Raw genomic sequence first — 15,316 nt, 5'->3', positions numbered from 1 at the left:
CTTTCAAAATCGTCGTTTTGACGCCGATATGATTCGGCTGATTCGGTTAATATCGAATCAACCCTGCATCAGGGTGATTCGCAAGCAGTTCGCGCCTTGTTTTTAAAGTCTGTTGCCTGACCTAAGAGTTAGAGCGCTTGTGCCCTTTGGCAAAGTCGATCTGATCAAGAAGGTTATCAAACGCGCTACGCTCGTCCTTTTTGATTCGTGCGCCATTCTCACCCACTTCGTATTCGGCACGATCCTCGTTGTTGCCCCGCCCTGCCCGGTCCACCGCTGCCGAGGCTTGCGCCAGTCGCCATGTCAGACCCTCGTCAGGCAAGCCATTCAAGTCTTCCACAGCATCTTCGATTTCCCGTGCCTGTCCCCGGCGCGCGGTCAGTTTGGCGAATTCTTCGGCCAGACAGAAACGCGCGACTTCATCATCCCCCACGCGGCGAATGGCGGGGCTGATGGCCACATGGTTCTGGTTCATCAGCTTTTCAAGGGGCGCTTCGCCCAAATCAGCAATCACGGCAGTGCGCAGGTCCTCTGCGCCAAGATGCCGCAGCAGGCAGCGTTGGATATCGCGGTGGGTCAGGTCACCGCTGTCCATCTGTTCCAGCGCGGTTTCGAATTCGGTCGCGATATGTGGTGAGACAATCAGCGTGGCAAGGATCACAGCCTCGCGCAGATGATCCTCATGCGCGCCCCCTGCCCCAAGGGCCGAGCTTTTGCTGGTCGCCACCGGGCTGATATCGCGTTTCCAGGGGTCTTGCCTACTGGTCCAGGCCCCTCTTTGGCTCGTCTTTCGGGCTGTCGGTTTGCGATTGCTGAACAGCGCCCAGCGCATATCCTTGATCGCCTGTCCATAATGGCTGCGAATTGACGGATCGGCGATAAGCTTGATCTTGTCGCGCAGGGTCTTGTCGAGCGCCGCCTTACGTTCGGGGCTGTCGAATGTCTTGCCTTCCGTCTCGCGCTGCCAAAGCAGCTGCACCATGGGCATCGCCGCATCGAGCAGTTTTTGCATGGCCCCGGCCCCTTGGGCCTTGAGCACATCATCCGGGTCCAATCCTTCGGGCATCAGGGCAAAACGCAGGGATTTGCCTGCCTCAAGCAGCGGCAGGGCAATGTCGATCACCCGCATGGCCGCCCGCAAACCAGCAGTATCGCCATCAAGCGCGATGATCGGTTCATCCGCCATCCGCCAGAGCAAGCGCAACTGATCTTCCGTAATGGCTGTTCCCAAAGGGGCCACTGTGGCGGTGAACCCGGCCTCTGACAGGGCGATGACGTCCATGTAGCCTTCGGCAACGATCAGGGGCTTGCCTTTGCCCACGGCCTCGCGGGCGGGTCCGTGGTTGTAAAGACTGCGCCCTTTGTCGAAAAGCGGGGTTTCGGGGGAGTTGTAGTATTTGGCCGGATGGTTCGGGTCCATCGCCCGCCCGCCGAAGCCGATGGCCCGCCCCCGCGCATCGCGGATGGGGAACATGATCCGGCCGCGGAACCTGTCGTAAGGTTCACCGCCTCGGTCACTTTCGGCGGCGAGCCCTGCTTCGATGACGTGTTTCTGTTCGACGCCTTTGCCGGTGAGCGCCGCCAGCACCCCGCCGTTGGTGGGCGCAAATCCGATTTCCCAGCGCGCTTGCGCGTCAGTGCTGAGGCCGCGCCGTTCAAGATAGTCGCGCGCCTCTGCGGCGGCGCCGGTCTGCAACTGGAGCCGATGCCATTTGACCGCCTGCTCCATCACGTCTGTCAGTTGGGTGCGCTTATCGGCCTTCTGCTGTGCCTGCGGATCACGTTCCGGCACCGGCATCCCGGCCTCTGCCGCAAGGATTTTGACCGCTTCCATGAAGTCCACATTCTCGGTCTCACGGACAAAGGAAATCGCATCGCCTTTGGCATGGCAGCCAAAACAATAATAAAACCCTTTGCGGTCATCGACATGGAAGCTGGCTGTCTTTTCCTGATGGAACGGGCATGGCGCCCAAAGGTCCCCCTTGCCCTGATTGGACTTGCGGGTGTCCCACATGACCTTGCGCCCGACGACCTGCCCAAGGGACAGACGGTTGCGCAATTCATCAAGGAAACCGGGGGGCAGACTCATGTCAGTATTATCGCGGAAGCGGCGGGTAAGCTCCACCATCTTCTTTCTTCCAAAAATACTCCCGCCGGAGGCCTCAAATTTCTAGAAATTTGAGCGTGCTGCCACACCACGCATCGCAACCTCAAGCTCATGCACCAAAGTGCCCGCCATGGACCGCATCGCCATAATCTCAAACGCCTGCCCGCCGACCCGCGTGATCGCAACGGACATGTGTCCCAGCATCGTGCGGGCCGTGTGGCCGTTCTTGAACGTCGCCGCGCGCAGATCAATCGGTACGAGCCGCGCCAGCACATCCTCAACATCCGCCCCTTCAATGCGTATGATGGCCCACGCATCGGACTGATCGGTCACGGCGGCCATTCCATCCAGATCGACTGCGGCAGTCACCAGCCATGTGCGATGTCCGAACCACTGCATCCGCGCGCTGCGGTTGCTGGTGGCTCGGTTTGGGGCGGACAGACCCAGCCCGATTTGTTCCTTCAAAGCTGTGGAGGTCGCCATGGTCTGCCCGGCCAGCGGCGCCACCGAATAGATCCGCTCCAGCGCCACTTCGGTCACGGTGATGCCACCGATTTCCAGCGGCAAAAGGCCCGCGCAGGGTGTCAGAGGCAGAAGCTTAACCACGGGCGCGTCCTCCCTCTGGGTCAAAGAACACAGGATCGCAAACCTCGACCTGTGCGATCAACCCGCGCAGATGATCGACCATTTTGATCACCTCGCCATGGCGCGCGCGGCCCTGCTGCAAAAAGGCGAGCGCCAGATTTGTTTCCAGCGTCGGCGAATAGCAGACGGATGTCGTGTAGCCTTGGCTGTTGATCCGCACCGCCTCTGCGTCTTTTTCAAACAGGTGCGCCCCGGCGGTCAGTTGCTTAACCGCCCCTACCGGTTTCAGCCCGACCAGCTGTTCGCGGTCCTTATCCAGCAGCCCAGGCCGTCGCGAGGCGGCCTGCCCGATGCAATCTTTCTTGAGGCTGATCATGCGGTCCATGCCGACATCAAAGGCTGTCGTGCGCCCGTGGATTTCCGCATGGGTGATGAACCCTTTTTCGATGCGCAAGACGTTCAGCGCCTCCATACCGTAGGGTCCGCCGCCCAGCATTTCGGCCTGGGCGGTCAGCATCCGGAACAGGCTTTCGCCATAGCGGGACGGCACGGCGACTTCATAGGCGTGTTCGCCGGAAAAGGAGATGCGGAACAGGCGACCGGGCACACCGGCGACGGTGACGTCGCCACAGGACATGAAAGGCCAGACAGTGTGGGTCAGCTCGTGAGCCAGAAGCGAATTCAGCAAGTCACGGCTGCGCGGCCCGGCGATCGCAAACTGCGCCCATTGCTCCGTGACCGAGATCACCTGCGCATCAAGGTCGGGCCGCAGCGCCTGCAGCACGAACTCCAGATGCCGCATCACCTGACCGGCAGCGGCGGTGGTGGTGGTCATCACGAAATGCTGTTCGCCAAGCCGCGCGGTCGTGCCGTCATCCATCACATGCCCGTCTTCGCGCAGCATCAGCCCGTACCGGACACGCCCCACCTTCAGCGTGGAAAACGTGTTGCAATAAACGAAATCGAGCAGTGCCGCCGCATCCGGCCCCTGAATGTCGATCTTGCCCAGGGTGGACACATCGCAGACGCCGACCGCGTTGCGCACAAACCCCACCTCGCGGTCGCAGGATTGCCGCCAGTGTGTTTCACCCTGCGCCGGGAAATAGCTGGGGCGGTACCACAGCCCGGCCTCGATCATCGGTGCGCCCCGTGCGACCGTGGCCTTGTGCGATGTGGTCATCCGTTGCGGCGCGAACCCCTTGCCCTGACTGCCTGCCCCCATCGACGCGATGGATACCGGCACATAGGGCGGACGGAAAGTGGTTGTTCCGGTTTCGGGGATGCCGCGCCCGGTCGCGTTCGCCAGCACGGCAAGGGCAACCACGTTGGACGATTTACCCTGATCCGGGGCCATGCCTTGCGTGGTGTAGCGTTTCATATGTTCGACCGAGCGGTAGTTTTCCTGCGCGGCCAATTTGATATCCTTCACATGCACATCGTTCTGGAAATCGATCCATTTGCGCCCCTCGCCCGGGACCGCCCAAAGCGGGCTGATCCGGTAGGTGCTGTCATCGGCCACGGGCACCGTCACCTTGGGTTTCAACCCAAGGTCCGTTGCAACAACGGCAGCGATATCCGCCCCTTCTTGCAGGCAGGCCGCCGTGCTGAAGCTGCCGTTGCAGGCCCCGGCGGCGACCATGCCGGGGATGCTGTCCGGGGTTGGTACAAAGCTCGCGATATCCTCGCGCCACGTGGGTCGCCCGTTCATGTGGCAAGTCAGATGGACCGTCGGGTTCCAGCCACCCGACATGGCGAGGCAGTCGGTGCGGATATCGCGCGTCCCGCCGCTATGGGAAATCGTGATGCTTTCAAGCCCATGGCGTCCCTTGGTGGCTGTCACCGTACCACCGGTATAGATCGGGAAATCCCCATTGATCTGCACATCATCGCGGCTGTCGATCAGGGCCGCGATGCGGACACCGGCCGCTGCTAGATCATGCGCGGTCCGGTGCGCATCGTCATTATTGGCAAAGATCGTCAACGATTTGCCCGGGGCCACGCCCCAGCGATTGACATAAGCCCGCACTGCACTCGCCATCATGATGCCGGGGCGGTCGTTGTCGGGAAAGGCGATGGGGCGTTCGAGCGCGCCAGCACACAGAATCGACCGCTTGGCCACGATCCGCCAGAAGCATTCCAGCGGTTTGTCAGCGGTGCGTGGCCCCGCGATCCGTTCCAGTGCGCCAAAGGTGCCCTGATCATAGGCGCCGGTCACGGTCGTGCGGGTCATCAGCCGCACGTTGTCCATGGCGGACAGTTCCACCACGGCATCCGCGGCCCATTCCGCTCCGGGCTGGCCGTCGATATCCTCAACTTCGCGCAAAAGCCGCCCGCCCATCGCCGTATCTTCATCGGCGAGGATGACATCGGCTCCGGCGCGCCCCGCAGTCAGTGCCGCCATCAGCCCGGCGGGGCCGCCGCCAATGATAAGCACATCGCAGAAGGCGAATGCCTTTTCGTAGTGGTCTTCATTGCTTTTTCCGCTGAGGCCGCCAAGCCCCGCCGCGCGGCGGATCACGGGTTCATAAAGCTTTTCCCAGAAGGATTTCGGCCACATGAAGGTCTTGTAATAGAAGCCCGCCCCCAGAAAGGGTGAGATCAGATCGTTCACCCCCATCACATCGTATTTCAGACTGGGCCAGGCGTTCTGGCTGAACACCTCCAGCCCTTCCGACACCTCAAGCGTCGTCGCCCGCATATTGGGTTCGGTGTGCGCCCCGCGCCCTACAGTCACCAGCGCGTTCTGCTCTTCCGATCCGGCGGACATGATCCCGCGGGGGCGGTGGTATTTGAAAGACCGGGCGACCAGTTTGACACCGTTGGCGAGCAGGGCTGCAGATACAGGCTCGCCCGGCACGCCCTGATAGCGCTGGCCGTCAAAGGTGAAATACACCGTCTTATCAGGGGATTGCAGCCTCATCTTTTGACCTTGTGGGCCAGTGTTGTGCCGTGAACTGCATGAGTCACCGTGTTGCGTTCAACCACGATCCAGGCCCCGCAGCCACCTTCATGAAACCACAGGTCTTTGGTGTCGCCTGCAAGGTTATCGCGATTGTGCAGATAATCATCCCAGGCAAAAGGTCCCGCATCAGGTGCGGGACGGGTGAGCGCGAGGGCGTCCCCTTGGTAGTAAAACTCGCGCCGGTCACGTTCGCCGCAATTGGGGCAGTTGATCCGCATGTGTCTTCCTAGTGCAAATTATGCTGAGAGCCGGTGCCCTCTTCATCCATCAGCCCCACCCCATCGCGGAACCGGTCCAGCCGGAACTTGGCTGCCGGTTCGTGGTGGTTGCCCGTCGCCATCAGATGGGCAAAGCTGAAGCCGGACCCGGGCACGGCCTTGAAGCCTCCGTAACACCAGCCGCAATCGATAAAGAGCCCCTCGGTCGGGGTCTTGTCGATGATGGGCGAGCCATCCGGCGTCATGTCCATGATCCCACCCCATGATCGCAGCACGCGGGCCTTACCTATGATGGGCATCAGGGTCATGGCTGCGTCCATCACGTGTTCCTTCATCGGCAGGTTTCCCCGCGCCGCGTAAGAGCTGTAGAAATCCAGATCACCGCCAAAGACCAGCCCGCCCTTGTCGGATTGGCTGATATAGAAATGGCCCATGCCAAAGCTGACGACGTGGTTGATGACCGGTTTGAGCCCTTCAGTGACAAAGGCCTGCAGGATGTGGCTTTCAATGGGCAGACGCATGCCCGCCATGGCGGCGACCTGCCCTGACCGACCGGCCACGACGATCCCAACTTTCGCAGCTTTGATCGCGCCGCGGGTCGTCTGCACGCCTTTGACAACCCCGCCTTCGATATCGATCCCCGTGACCTCGCAGTTCTGGATGATATCGACACCGCGCTGATCGGCCCCACGCGCGTAGCCCCAGGCCACCGCATCATGCCGCGCGGTGCCGCCACGTGGATGGTAGAGGCCGCCATAAATCGGAAAGCGGACATTGTCGAAATCCAGGTAAGGCAAGTGCTTCCGGACACCCTCAGTGTCCAGCAGGATCGCATCATCACCCTGATTGATCATCGCATTGCCGCGCCGCGCGAAGGCGTCGCGCTGCCCATCGGAATGGAACAGGTTGATCAGGCCGCGCTGCGAATGCATGACGTTGTAGTTCAGGTCCTGCTCCATCCCTTCCCATAATTTCAGCGAATGGGAATAGAATTCGGAATTACCGGGCAGGAAGTAGTTGGCACGGACGATGGTTGTGTTCCGGCCCACATTGCCGCCGCCGATATAGCCCTTTTCCAGGACCGCGATGTTGGTCAGCCCGTGTTCCTTGGCGAGGTAATATGCGGTGGACAACCCGTGCCCGCCACCGCCAATGATGACGGCGTCATATTCCGCCTTCGGCTCTGGATCGCGCCAGACCGGTTTCCAGCCCTTTTGGCCGAAAAGCCCCTCTTTGATGACCTGAAATCCCGAATATCCCATGCGTCAACCCTTGCCAGCATCATCAGACACTAGCAAGGGTTGGGGCGGGGTCATGTCCTCTTTTCGACAAACAGAGGACGAGTGGCGACCGGATCAGTAGGCGAGGCGGAAGTAGTCGATTTCGAAATTGTCTTCCTGGCCGGAACCGCAGAAGCCCATATCCATGTTCGATGTGCCATCAATCGTTCCGCCAGCAATCATCGACGCACCCTGGATGCCATTGGCGTTGGCCGCAAACTCGATATCGCCTTTCGCGATGAGTTGGCCGCCATACAAGCGCAGGTCAGAGGCAAAATTCATACCACCGAGGGTTACCAGCTGCGCGCCGCCACCGGTTGCGCAATTGTCATTGCGACCAACCTGCAGGCCTGAAGGGGCATTGATCGAGTCTGCGGCGGTGTCTTTTGAGATGACAATCACATCCTCCAGCACACTTCCGGCAGAGAATTTGATTTCGCAGGGCGACACGATGACAACCTCGCGCACTGTGGGCGTTGCATCAATGGTCAACCGGGGTCCGGCGCAGTTAATGTGATGAATACGGCCTGTCGTCAGGTCTGCGGCCTGGACCGTGCGTTCGGTCATTGTGACGACCTCTGGATCAGTGATGTAGTCAGGCAGTTCGGGAATGTCCGGTCCGGCGATATAGGCCAGCGGCTGTTCAAAGCGGGCGATGATACCGTCGACACGCGACAGAACGCGGATGTTCTGCTTGGACGCGCGCAAAGCCGCACTTAACCCTTCGTTGGTTTCAAAGCCGGATTTTGGCAGATCTAGGCTGGCCAGATCCGGCATGGACACAACGGTGCCCGGTTCAAAGAAGTTGTTGCTGTTCAAGGATACATGGGTGTTGGAGTGGATGCAGAACCCGTTGCGGAACCCGTTATTTGACTGGATATCGACAATCCCTTCGGCCACGAAACCTTCGCGCAGACAGGCAGGCCGGTAGGTGGTGTAGATCGCGCTGGTGCTGACATCAAAGGAGTCGTGCCCAACGAGCTTGAACAGATAGGTAGCGACCGGGTTGGAATTCTCTTCCAGAAAGCTGGTACGCACATGGACTGCACTGGTAGAGTCTGCATCGGGCGTGAATGTCTGATTGGTCCGGTCAAACACACCAAATTCAATATCGTTGACAGTGAGCGTAACGCCGTAATTTTCCGATGGCAGCGTTGCATTCACGATCTCGAGCGCGCGTTGCTTGGCACTATCGGCGTCCATCCGGTTGCGGTTATAAAGTGCCGCATGGGCGGCCTGATCAGCGGCGATCTGCAGATGCGTCCGTGCCGCATAAAGGTTGCTTACATCGAGTGCGATGGAGCCAACAGCGGCAAAACCGACAAACATGACCACCCCAAAGGCGCTGACGCTGCCTGTTTCATCGCGGCCAAAACTGCGTGCTGCCTTGATGGATCGGGACAAGGTACTGAAAACCATTCTTACTGCTCCAGGAAGTGTTGCGCGGTGACGACGACGTCGATGTTGTTGATGCCGGGGATGCTGCCAACTGCCATCAGATCAGTGGTCGGGATTTTTGCGGTACTGGTGACCACGCCGTCTTGGACGGTTGTGGTGACAACGACGTTTTCGGAAAAAGGCTGCAAGGCGACGGCAATGAAATCCTGCGTGCTTTCGGTGTCGTTGAAACGGCCCACCGACAGGGCGCGGTTACCATCCTGGATCACACGTAATGCCTGTGCTTTGCCAAAAAAGATGAACGATACGTCCGCCACAAGAACAAGGATGAACATGAACAGTGGGAACCAGAACAGCGATTCAACGGTTGCCGATCCGTCCTCGCATTTTGCGAAGCGTGATACCCATGAGCGGCTTTCTGCCTGTGGCATATTTTGTCCTTTTTCGCGTTTCAGTGTCGTTGCGTCAAAGGTCGAGTGACAATGCGGCAAGATCGTGGCCAACCGGCGGCTGATCAGCGGCCGGCATGGTAAAAAAACGTAAAAAAACAAGTATGTTAATCGAGTATTAACACAACCTAGACGCAAGGTTAACGGCCAGTTCAACGTCTGTTATTTTCGGGATTCTGGCTGGGGGAGCGAAAGATGATTCGTAGAGCCCACAACCCTTCCGAGTGACCAAGTCAGGTCAACTCTCCCGCCAAAGGGCTCATTCGCGGCGATCAGCGGCATCGCGATGTCGGTGCTCACCACGATATCATCACCATGAATGATGGGCGGCGGGCTGGTCACCGCTCCGCATTGGTACGCCGCAACCATCGCGCGATCACTGCGCCGCGACGGACCGGGACATACTATATAGTATATATCTGTCACCGGACCCTACGCGCGGGTCCGGCTGTTGGCGATATCGGTGTGCGGTTAAAGCCCTTTCGCCCGATAACTGTCGGCCACCTTGCGGATCGACACCAGATAAGCCGCCGTGCGCAGGTCGTGCACATCGTCGCGGCTGTGCCAAACCTCGCGCATGGCCTGATAGGCCGCCCGCATGGTGTCATCGAGACCGGAACGGACCAGTTCCAGTTCACCCGCGCCGCGCAGATAGCGTTCCTTGAAGTTGGGGCTGATTTCCCACCCCAATCCTTTGTCTGCCGACAACCGCTCAAGCTCATCGACCACTAGCTGGTGGCGGCTTTCCTCTGCTCGCCGCTGCATCCGGCCAAAGCGGATATGGCTGAGGTTCTTGACCCATTCGAAATAGGATACGGTGACACCACCTGCATTGGCATACATATCGGGGATGATCACGCAGCCCTTTTCGCGCAGGATATCATCGGCCCCGGCCGTGATAGGCCCGTTGGCGGCTTCGATGATCAACGGTGCCTTGATCCGGTCTGCGTTGCTGAGATTGATCACCCCTTCGAGGGCAGCGGGGATGAGGATATCGCATTCCGCTTCCAGCAATGTGGGCCCGTCCGCCTGATGGCTGGCGTCGGGATAGCCGGTGATGCCGCCGTGTTTGACGATCCAGGCGCGCACGGCCTCTACATCCAAACCTTTTTCGTTATGCAGGGCACCGTCGCGTTCGATAATCCCGGTGATCAGTGCGCCGTCTTCCTCTGACAGGAACTTGGCCGCGTGAAAGCCCACATTGCCCAGACCCTGCACAATGATCCGCTTGCCCTTGAGACTGCCGGAGAGGTTCGCCGCCGCCACATCCTCGGAGTAGCGAAAGAATTCCTGCAAGGCATATTGTACGCCGCGCCCGGTCGCCTCGACCCGGCCGGCAATCCCGCCAGAGTTGGGCGGTTTGCCGGTGACGCAGGCGGCACCATTGATATCCGTGGTATTCATGCGTTTGTACTGATCGGCCATCCAGGCCATTTCGCGTTCTCCCGTACCCATGTCCGGCGCGGGCACATTCTGGGCCGGGTTGATTAGGTCGCGCTTGATCAGTTCATAGGCAAAGCGGCGGGTGATCAGCTCCAGCTCGTGTTCGTCCCATTCACGCGGGTCGATACACAGTCCGCCCTTTGAACCGCCGAATGGCGCTTCTACCAATGCACATTTATATGTCATCAGCGCGGCAAGCGCTTCCACCTCGTCCTGATTGACGGCCAGCGCATAGCGAATGCCGCCCTTGACCGGCTCCATATGTTCAGAGTGAACTGACCGATAGCCGGTAAAGGTGTGAATGGCCCCACGCAGGCGCACACCGAAGCGAACCGTGTATGTCGCATTACATACCCTGATCTTTTCCTCCAGGCCCGGACTAAGATCCATCAAGGCCACCGCCCTGTTAAACATCAGGTCGACAGATTCACGAAAGCTGGGTTCTTTGATAGTGTCGTGGGCAGTCATTTGGATCCCTCCCAAAGCGGCTGTTCCGATGGTGTTTTTTGGCACTTTAGATGCCCTAGCGTCACCCTAAACCCGATTCGCTAAAATGCGCTCAAAAAGTGGGCAAATCTCGAAAAAAGGCAGATTTCCCGTGAGGTTAACCGAATATGAACGAAAATCCTGCCGTTTTTTGTTTCGCGGGACGGAACAGTGCGACGTTTAGATGGCAAATGTGGAATATTTGTCTAAAACTGTAGGCGGAACCCTGCTGTCCTGCCCCAATTTTGCCACAGCAAGCTGATTAATATTCCCCTTGGGGATGTGCGTGTGCCACGTTTGTCGGCAAACGTCTTATAAAGCTGTAACGCCACCGGAGAGTTACTTATGTCTGATTTGAAGTCTTTCGCGCACCGCGTAAAGAGCAAGAACGCAGAGTTACGCGCCGAGATACTGCGAAAATTCGGCCGCGATGAAGATGGAAGTATTATCGTTTTCACTCTCGTCTTACTGATCATCATGCTGGTGATGGGCGGCATGGCCGTCGACTTCATGCGCTTTGAGTCCCGTCGCGCGCTTTTGCAAAGCGTTGCTGACCGGTCCGTTCTGGCAGCCGCTGAGCTTGACCAGAGGCTCGACTCCAAGGAGGTCGTTGTCGACTTCTTCGAAAAGGCCGGGTTTGATGGCACGATTGTTGGCGAACCCCGCGTCAGTGGCAATGCACGGAACCGTTCGGTTGCCGTCGATGCCCGTCTGGACATTGATACATTCTATCTTCGCTTCATTGGCATTGATGAACTGGCTGCACCTGCCACCGCTGCTGCGACTGAAGGTACAGGTAACGTGGAGATTTCTCTGGTCCTCGACATCACCGGCTCGATGGGCAGAGAGGCAAATGGTTCGGGTCGCACCCGGCTTGATCTTCTGCAGGACGCCGCTAGTAACTTTGTCGACGAGCTTTTGAAGCCTGAGTATGTGAATCAGATTTCAATCTCGTTGGTCGCCTATTCTGAGCACGTAAATCTTGGGGACGAAATCTTCGGGGCGATCCCAACCACACCTCCGAACCGCTTTGACACGTCAGAATGGCGTGCTGGAATAATTGATATCAGTGAGTTGGACGAGCCCTTTCCACGCGTATTTAGGGAAGCCGAATTGCCTCTGCCTTTGCCAGGTACAGAGATTGTGCTCGACACGGACCTTACTAACATTCCTGTCGGCGTCGACGGTAACAATCCCGGCATAGAACCGCTTTATACGGGTTACAGCAACCCGAGCCGCTGTGTGGACGTGCCAGCATCAGAATTCACAACTACGACGTTCAACAACAGCATTACATACCAGCAAATCGAAAACTATGATCCTTATGGGGACAATACGATTGCGGCACCAATTCGTCCGATCTGTCCTGAAAATGACTATGAGGCAATCATCCCGCTGTCACAGAACGCGCAAGACCTTAAGGATGCGATCAACGCTTACACGCCGCGGACGAATACCTCTATCCACGCTGGCTTGAAATGGGGTGTGACCCTGATCGATCCTTCTTTCCGTCCAATCCTGCAGACTGTTCCCAGTGTTGATCCTGCGTTTTCGGGTGTGCGCCCGGCCAACTATTCTTCTGAAAGTACAGATGAGATTACCGCCAAATACATCGTCTTAATGACAGATGGTGCAAATGTGCAAGGTTACCGTTTGGCCCGCGAATACGAAAATGATCGCGAGCCAGCCTACGAAAACGTCCTTCAACGCAGCTATTGGGGGAATTCCAGCTATGCCTGGTGGTCCAAGTCGACCGAAAATCAGGGCCCATTCGACAGTTACAACTTCGAGAAACGCGGAGTGAGCGCTGGTGAAAAGAACACGATGATGCAGAACATCTGCACTGCTGCAAAAGACCGGGGGATCATCCTTTACACGATAGCGATGGATGCGCCTACCGATGGTGAAACCCAAATGCGCAGCTGTGCAACGTCTGCCGCCCACTACTACGAAACGGAATCGGCAGCAGTCGACGATGTTTTGGCGAGCATTGCAAAGCAAATCACAAACCTGCGGTTGAGCCTGTAATATGTTTGATCGAATCAAAAACAAACTCAAAGCTTTCCTTCACAACGAAGATGGCGCGTCATCAATCGAGTTCGTTCTGAGTTTTCCAGTCTTCATGCTGTTCTTCGGCATGACCTATGAGAACGGTATGATTTCGGCGCGACATGTCATGCTGGAACGTGGCGTCGACATTGCTGTGCGCGACATTCGCATTGGCCGCATGCCTGATCCGACCCGGGACCAGCTGCGCGCACGTATTTGCGAAGTTGCGTTGCTCATTCCTAATTGCGAGACCCAGTTGGAACTCGAACTGATCAAACGCGACCCACGGGCCTGGGCCGGGCTTCCTGGCACGATCCAATGTGTTGACCGCGGTGATCCTGGCCAGCCCAAGGATGAATTTGTCGGTGTCGGCAATAACGAACTGGTATTTGTCCGTGCGTGCGCCCGGTTTGACCCCGTCATGCCGACGGTGGGTATTGGTAAGGCGATTGTCGACGGTAACAGTGGATCAGCCGCAGGTGGTTCATACGCATTGGTTGCCGTCTCCGCATTTGTGGTGGAACCATATCAGAGAGATGAAGATGAAAATGGCTAATCTTTCTCAGAAACTAAGAGAATTCCGGGATGATGAAAGCGGTGTTGCCGCGATCGAACTAACCCTTTGTATCCCAATCCTGGTGTGGGCGCTGCTGTCAACGATGGTGTATTTCGACGCCTATCATCATGAAGCGATCAGTACACGCGCTGGCTTGACCATCGCGGATATGATCAGTCGTGAAAGCGGCGTCGATGGCGTTGTCACGCCTGCCTATATGAATGGCGCGCGCGAAGTCCTGCGGACATTGACTGAGACAGAGGACGACCCTGACCTGCGGGTCACGGTGTACCAGTACCGCCAAACCGAGGATGATTATCGGGTGGTTTGGTCGCGAAATCGCGGGTACGGCCAAAACTATAATAATACACGTCTCGATCTTATCCGGGCGCGGCTGCCTGATCTGGCTGATGGCGATACGGCAATTCTGGTGGAAACGCGGACCAAGTATAACGCGCCATTCTCGGTCACGATTTCACCGTTTATTGTGCCGGATCTTGATGGGATTGAGTTTAACTCTTTCACCGTGATCAGACCACGTTTTCAGGGCACTGTCTGCTGGAAGCAAGATGCCGGCGCTGCCCCGGAGTGCTATTTGCCCGCACCTTGAAGACGAAACGCGATCTGTTCAGCCATGAATTTGGCTTGGCCGGCTGATGTAACGCCGCCCACACCAACACGGCGACCCAGCCGCCACCAGAGCCCCGGTGCCCAGCCCCGGGGCTTTTTGCTGCGCAACACCAGCGTGAACCCGTTGGACGGCTTAAACGCAAAGACCCCCCGATCGACCAGCTCAATCTCGTCCATGTGTGCCAGCACGATGCCGGAACTGTCACGCACTTCGGTTTCGGTCAGCTCGATCACATTCGTGGTCGCCCGGCGCAGCATCTCGGCCCCCAAGAGTGCCGCAAGCCCCATGCCCAGCATAACAATAGTCCACAGGACCGATGGCGGCTGCACCAGCGGCAGATAGATCAGCAGCGCGCCCAGCACGAACAATACCGCATAGGCGAAAACCCGGCGTGCCGGTGATGCATGTACCCGGGCGTAAACGCCATTTTCATCCGGCTTGAACATGGGTCTTTCCTTTCGTGACGTCACCCTGCCCTACCCCAGTCAGACAGGGCTGACCAGAGCCGCCGGCATGCCCCTGAGAGCGGCCACGCCAAGACATCACACACTGACGGATTTGCGCACCAGATCCCAATAGATCGTCTCAATCGTATTCATGTCGAGCCGGCCGCCTTCGCGGTACCAATGGCTGAGACCAGTGAGCATCGCGATGAGAGCCATCGTCGCCACGCGGGTATCGGGCACCGCAAAGAGGCCCTCGGCCTCACCGGCGCAAAGAATGTCCTCAAGCTCATCCTCGTACTCGCGGCGCAGGCCTTCGATGGTGGTGAAATTCTCGGGCAACAGGTTGCGCAGTTCCATATAGGACACAAACACCTGATCAGACCGGGGCAAGTGGTACCGAATGTGAAACCGGGTGAATGCCTCAAGCCGGGTCATGGCGTCGCCGTTGATATCCTCAGCAGCCAGGGCCGACAGAAGATCGGCCATATGGTCACGCATCAGATCGAACAGCAGGCTTTGCTTGTCAGAGGTGTAATTATAGAGCGCCCCCGCCTGCACCCCCACATCCGCCGCGATCTGGCGCATGGACACGGCCGCATATCCGTGGCGCGCAATCAGCCGCAGCGCCGTATCCTGAACCCGCGGGCCGGTAATGTCGGAATGTGAACCTTGCTTGCGTGCCATGTTTTCCATGTAACTGAACAAG

Annotated in this window: 13 protein-coding genes; 3 read left to right on the top strand and 10 right to left on the bottom strand. The window is 58.1% G+C overall.

The genetic code is table 11. The features are described from left to right. Positions 1-121 precede the first annotated feature (121 nt). From dnaG to ACFWW4_RS09370, 8 genes are all read right to left on the bottom strand, one after another. Positions 122-2,089: a DNA primase gene (gene dnaG, locus ACFWW4_RS09405; protein ID WP_411890758.1), complete on the bottom strand. Its 1,968-nt coding sequence runs from the start codon at positions 2,087-2,089 to the stop codon at positions 122-124. Positions 2,090-2,170: 81 nt separating this feature from the next. Continuing rightward, the gene (locus tag ACFWW4_RS09400) at positions 2,171-2,713 is read right to left on the bottom strand and encodes a sarcosine oxidase subunit gamma (protein ID WP_411890607.1); all 543 of its coding nucleotides are present in this window, start codon (positions 2,711-2,713) and stop codon (positions 2,171-2,173) included. Continuing rightward, positions 2,706-5,612 (bottom strand): sarcosine oxidase subunit alpha family protein, encoded by a 2,907-nt coding sequence (locus ACFWW4_RS09395; RefSeq protein WP_411890606.1) that lies wholly within the window; start codon positions 5,610-5,612, stop codon positions 2,706-2,708. The genes ACFWW4_RS09400 and ACFWW4_RS09395 overlap by 8 nt, the downstream gene beginning before the upstream one ends. Continuing rightward, a complete protein-coding gene (locus tag ACFWW4_RS09390) occupies positions 5,609-5,872 on the bottom strand; it encodes a sarcosine oxidase subunit delta (protein ID WP_411890605.1) in 264 nt (87 codons plus the stop codon). Before ACFWW4_RS09390 ends, ACFWW4_RS09395 begins: the two co-directional genes overlap by 4 nt. Positions 5,873-5,880: 8 nt before the next feature. Next, positions 5,881-7,134, bottom strand: a complete 1,254-nt coding sequence (locus ACFWW4_RS09385; protein WP_411890604.1) for a sarcosine oxidase subunit beta family protein — start codon at positions 7,132-7,134, stop codon at positions 5,881-5,883. A 93-nt stretch (positions 7,135-7,227) separates the two neighbouring features. Beyond that, the gene (locus tag ACFWW4_RS09380) at positions 7,228-8,571 is read right to left on the bottom strand and encodes a pilus assembly protein TadG-related protein (protein ID WP_411890603.1); all 1,344 of its coding nucleotides are present in this window, start codon (positions 8,569-8,571) and stop codon (positions 7,228-7,230) included. Positions 8,572-8,573: 2 nt separating this feature from the next. After that, positions 8,574-9,155: a TadE/TadG family type IV pilus assembly protein gene (locus tag ACFWW4_RS09375; RefSeq protein WP_411890602.1), complete on the bottom strand. Its 582-nt coding sequence runs from the start codon at positions 9,153-9,155 to the stop codon at positions 8,574-8,576. Between the two features lie 315 nt (positions 9,156-9,470). After that, positions 9,471-10,910, bottom strand: coding sequence for a Glu/Leu/Phe/Val family dehydrogenase (locus ACFWW4_RS09370; RefSeq protein ID WP_411890601.1), 1,440 nt, complete (start codon positions 10,908-10,910; stop codon positions 9,471-9,473). Between the two features lie 363 nt (positions 10,911-11,273). On the opposite strand from ACFWW4_RS09370, the gene ACFWW4_RS09365 reads away from it, so the two are divergent. The 3 genes from ACFWW4_RS09365 to ACFWW4_RS09355 are packed head-to-tail and all read left to right on the top strand — an operon-like array spanning position 11,274 to position 14,143. Further along, positions 11,274-12,956, top strand: a complete 1,683-nt coding sequence (locus tag ACFWW4_RS09365; RefSeq protein ID WP_411890600.1) for a pilus assembly protein TadG-related protein — start codon at positions 11,274-11,276, stop codon at positions 12,954-12,956. 1 nt (position 12,957) lies between these two features. Beyond that, the gene (locus ACFWW4_RS09360) at positions 12,958-13,533 is read left to right on the top strand and encodes a TadE/TadG family type IV pilus assembly protein (protein ID WP_411890599.1); all 576 of its coding nucleotides are present in this window, start codon (positions 12,958-12,960) and stop codon (positions 13,531-13,533) included. Beyond that, the gene (locus ACFWW4_RS09355; RefSeq protein ID WP_411890598.1) at positions 13,526-14,143 is read left to right on the top strand and encodes a TadE/TadG family type IV pilus assembly protein; all 618 of its coding nucleotides are present in this window, start codon (positions 13,526-13,528) and stop codon (positions 14,141-14,143) included. The genes ACFWW4_RS09360 and ACFWW4_RS09355 overlap by 8 nt, the downstream gene beginning before the upstream one ends. Here the strand turns inward: ACFWW4_RS09355 and ACFWW4_RS09350 are convergent. Both ACFWW4_RS09350 and ACFWW4_RS09345 read right to left on the bottom strand, forming a co-directional pair. Then, positions 14,125-14,610, bottom strand: coding sequence for a hypothetical protein (locus ACFWW4_RS09350; protein WP_411890597.1), 486 nt, complete (start codon positions 14,608-14,610; stop codon positions 14,125-14,127). The two genes, ACFWW4_RS09355 and ACFWW4_RS09350, sit on opposite strands and share 19 nt — an antisense overlap. 96 nt (positions 14,611-14,706) lie before the next feature. Then, positions 14,707-15,294: a TetR/AcrR family transcriptional regulator gene (locus ACFWW4_RS09345; protein ID WP_411890596.1), complete on the bottom strand. Its 588-nt coding sequence runs from the start codon at positions 15,292-15,294 to the stop codon at positions 14,707-14,709. Between the last annotated feature and the right edge of the window lie 22 nt (positions 15,295-15,316).

Origin of the sequence: Yoonia sp. SDW83-1 (assembly GCF_046762885.1) — a bacterium.
Lineage (GTDB): Bacteria > Pseudomonadota > Alphaproteobacteria > Rhodobacterales > Rhodobacteraceae > Yoonia.
Note: the sequence above shows the minus strand (reverse complement) of the source record. Positions and strands in the feature narration are given on the sequence as shown.

Bases quoted from the DNA above. Each gene is read 5' to 3' on its own strand.
- ACFWW4_RS09370 (WP_411890601.1), bottom strand. From the start codon at position 10,910: ATGACTGCCCACGACACTATCAAAGAACCCAGCTTTCGTGAATCTGTC.
- ACFWW4_RS09345 (WP_411890596.1), bottom strand. From the start codon at position 15,294: ATGGCACGCAAGCAAGGTTCACATTCCGACATTACCGGCCCGCGGGTT.
- ACFWW4_RS09385 (WP_411890604.1), bottom strand. From the start codon at position 7,134: ATGGGATATTCGGGATTTCAGGTCATCAAAGAGGGGCTTTTCGGCCAA.
- ACFWW4_RS09355 (WP_411890598.1), top strand. From the start codon at position 13,526: ATGGCTAATCTTTCTCAGAAACTAAGAGAATTCCGGGATGATGAAAGC.
- ACFWW4_RS09395 (WP_411890606.1), bottom strand. From the start codon at position 5,612: ATGAGGCTGCAATCCCCTGATAAGACGGTGTATTTCACCTTTGACGGC.
- dnaG (WP_411890758.1), bottom strand. From the start codon at position 2,089: ATGAGTCTGCCCCCCGGTTTCCTTGATGAATTGCGCAACCGTCTGTCC.
- ACFWW4_RS09380 (WP_411890603.1), bottom strand. From the start codon at position 8,571: ATGGTTTTCAGTACCTTGTCCCGATCCATCAAGGCAGCACGCAGTTTT.
- ACFWW4_RS09360 (WP_411890599.1), top strand. From the start codon at position 12,958: ATGTTTGATCGAATCAAAAACAAACTCAAAGCTTTCCTTCACAACGAA.
- ACFWW4_RS09350 (WP_411890597.1), bottom strand. From the start codon at position 14,610: ATGTTCAAGCCGGATGAAAATGGCGTTTACGCCCGGGTACATGCATCA.
- ACFWW4_RS09390 (WP_411890605.1), bottom strand. From the start codon at position 5,872: ATGCGGATCAACTGCCCCAATTGCGGCGAACGTGACCGGCGCGAGTTT.
- ACFWW4_RS09365 (WP_411890600.1), top strand. From the start codon at position 11,274: ATGTCTGATTTGAAGTCTTTCGCGCACCGCGTAAAGAGCAAGAACGCA.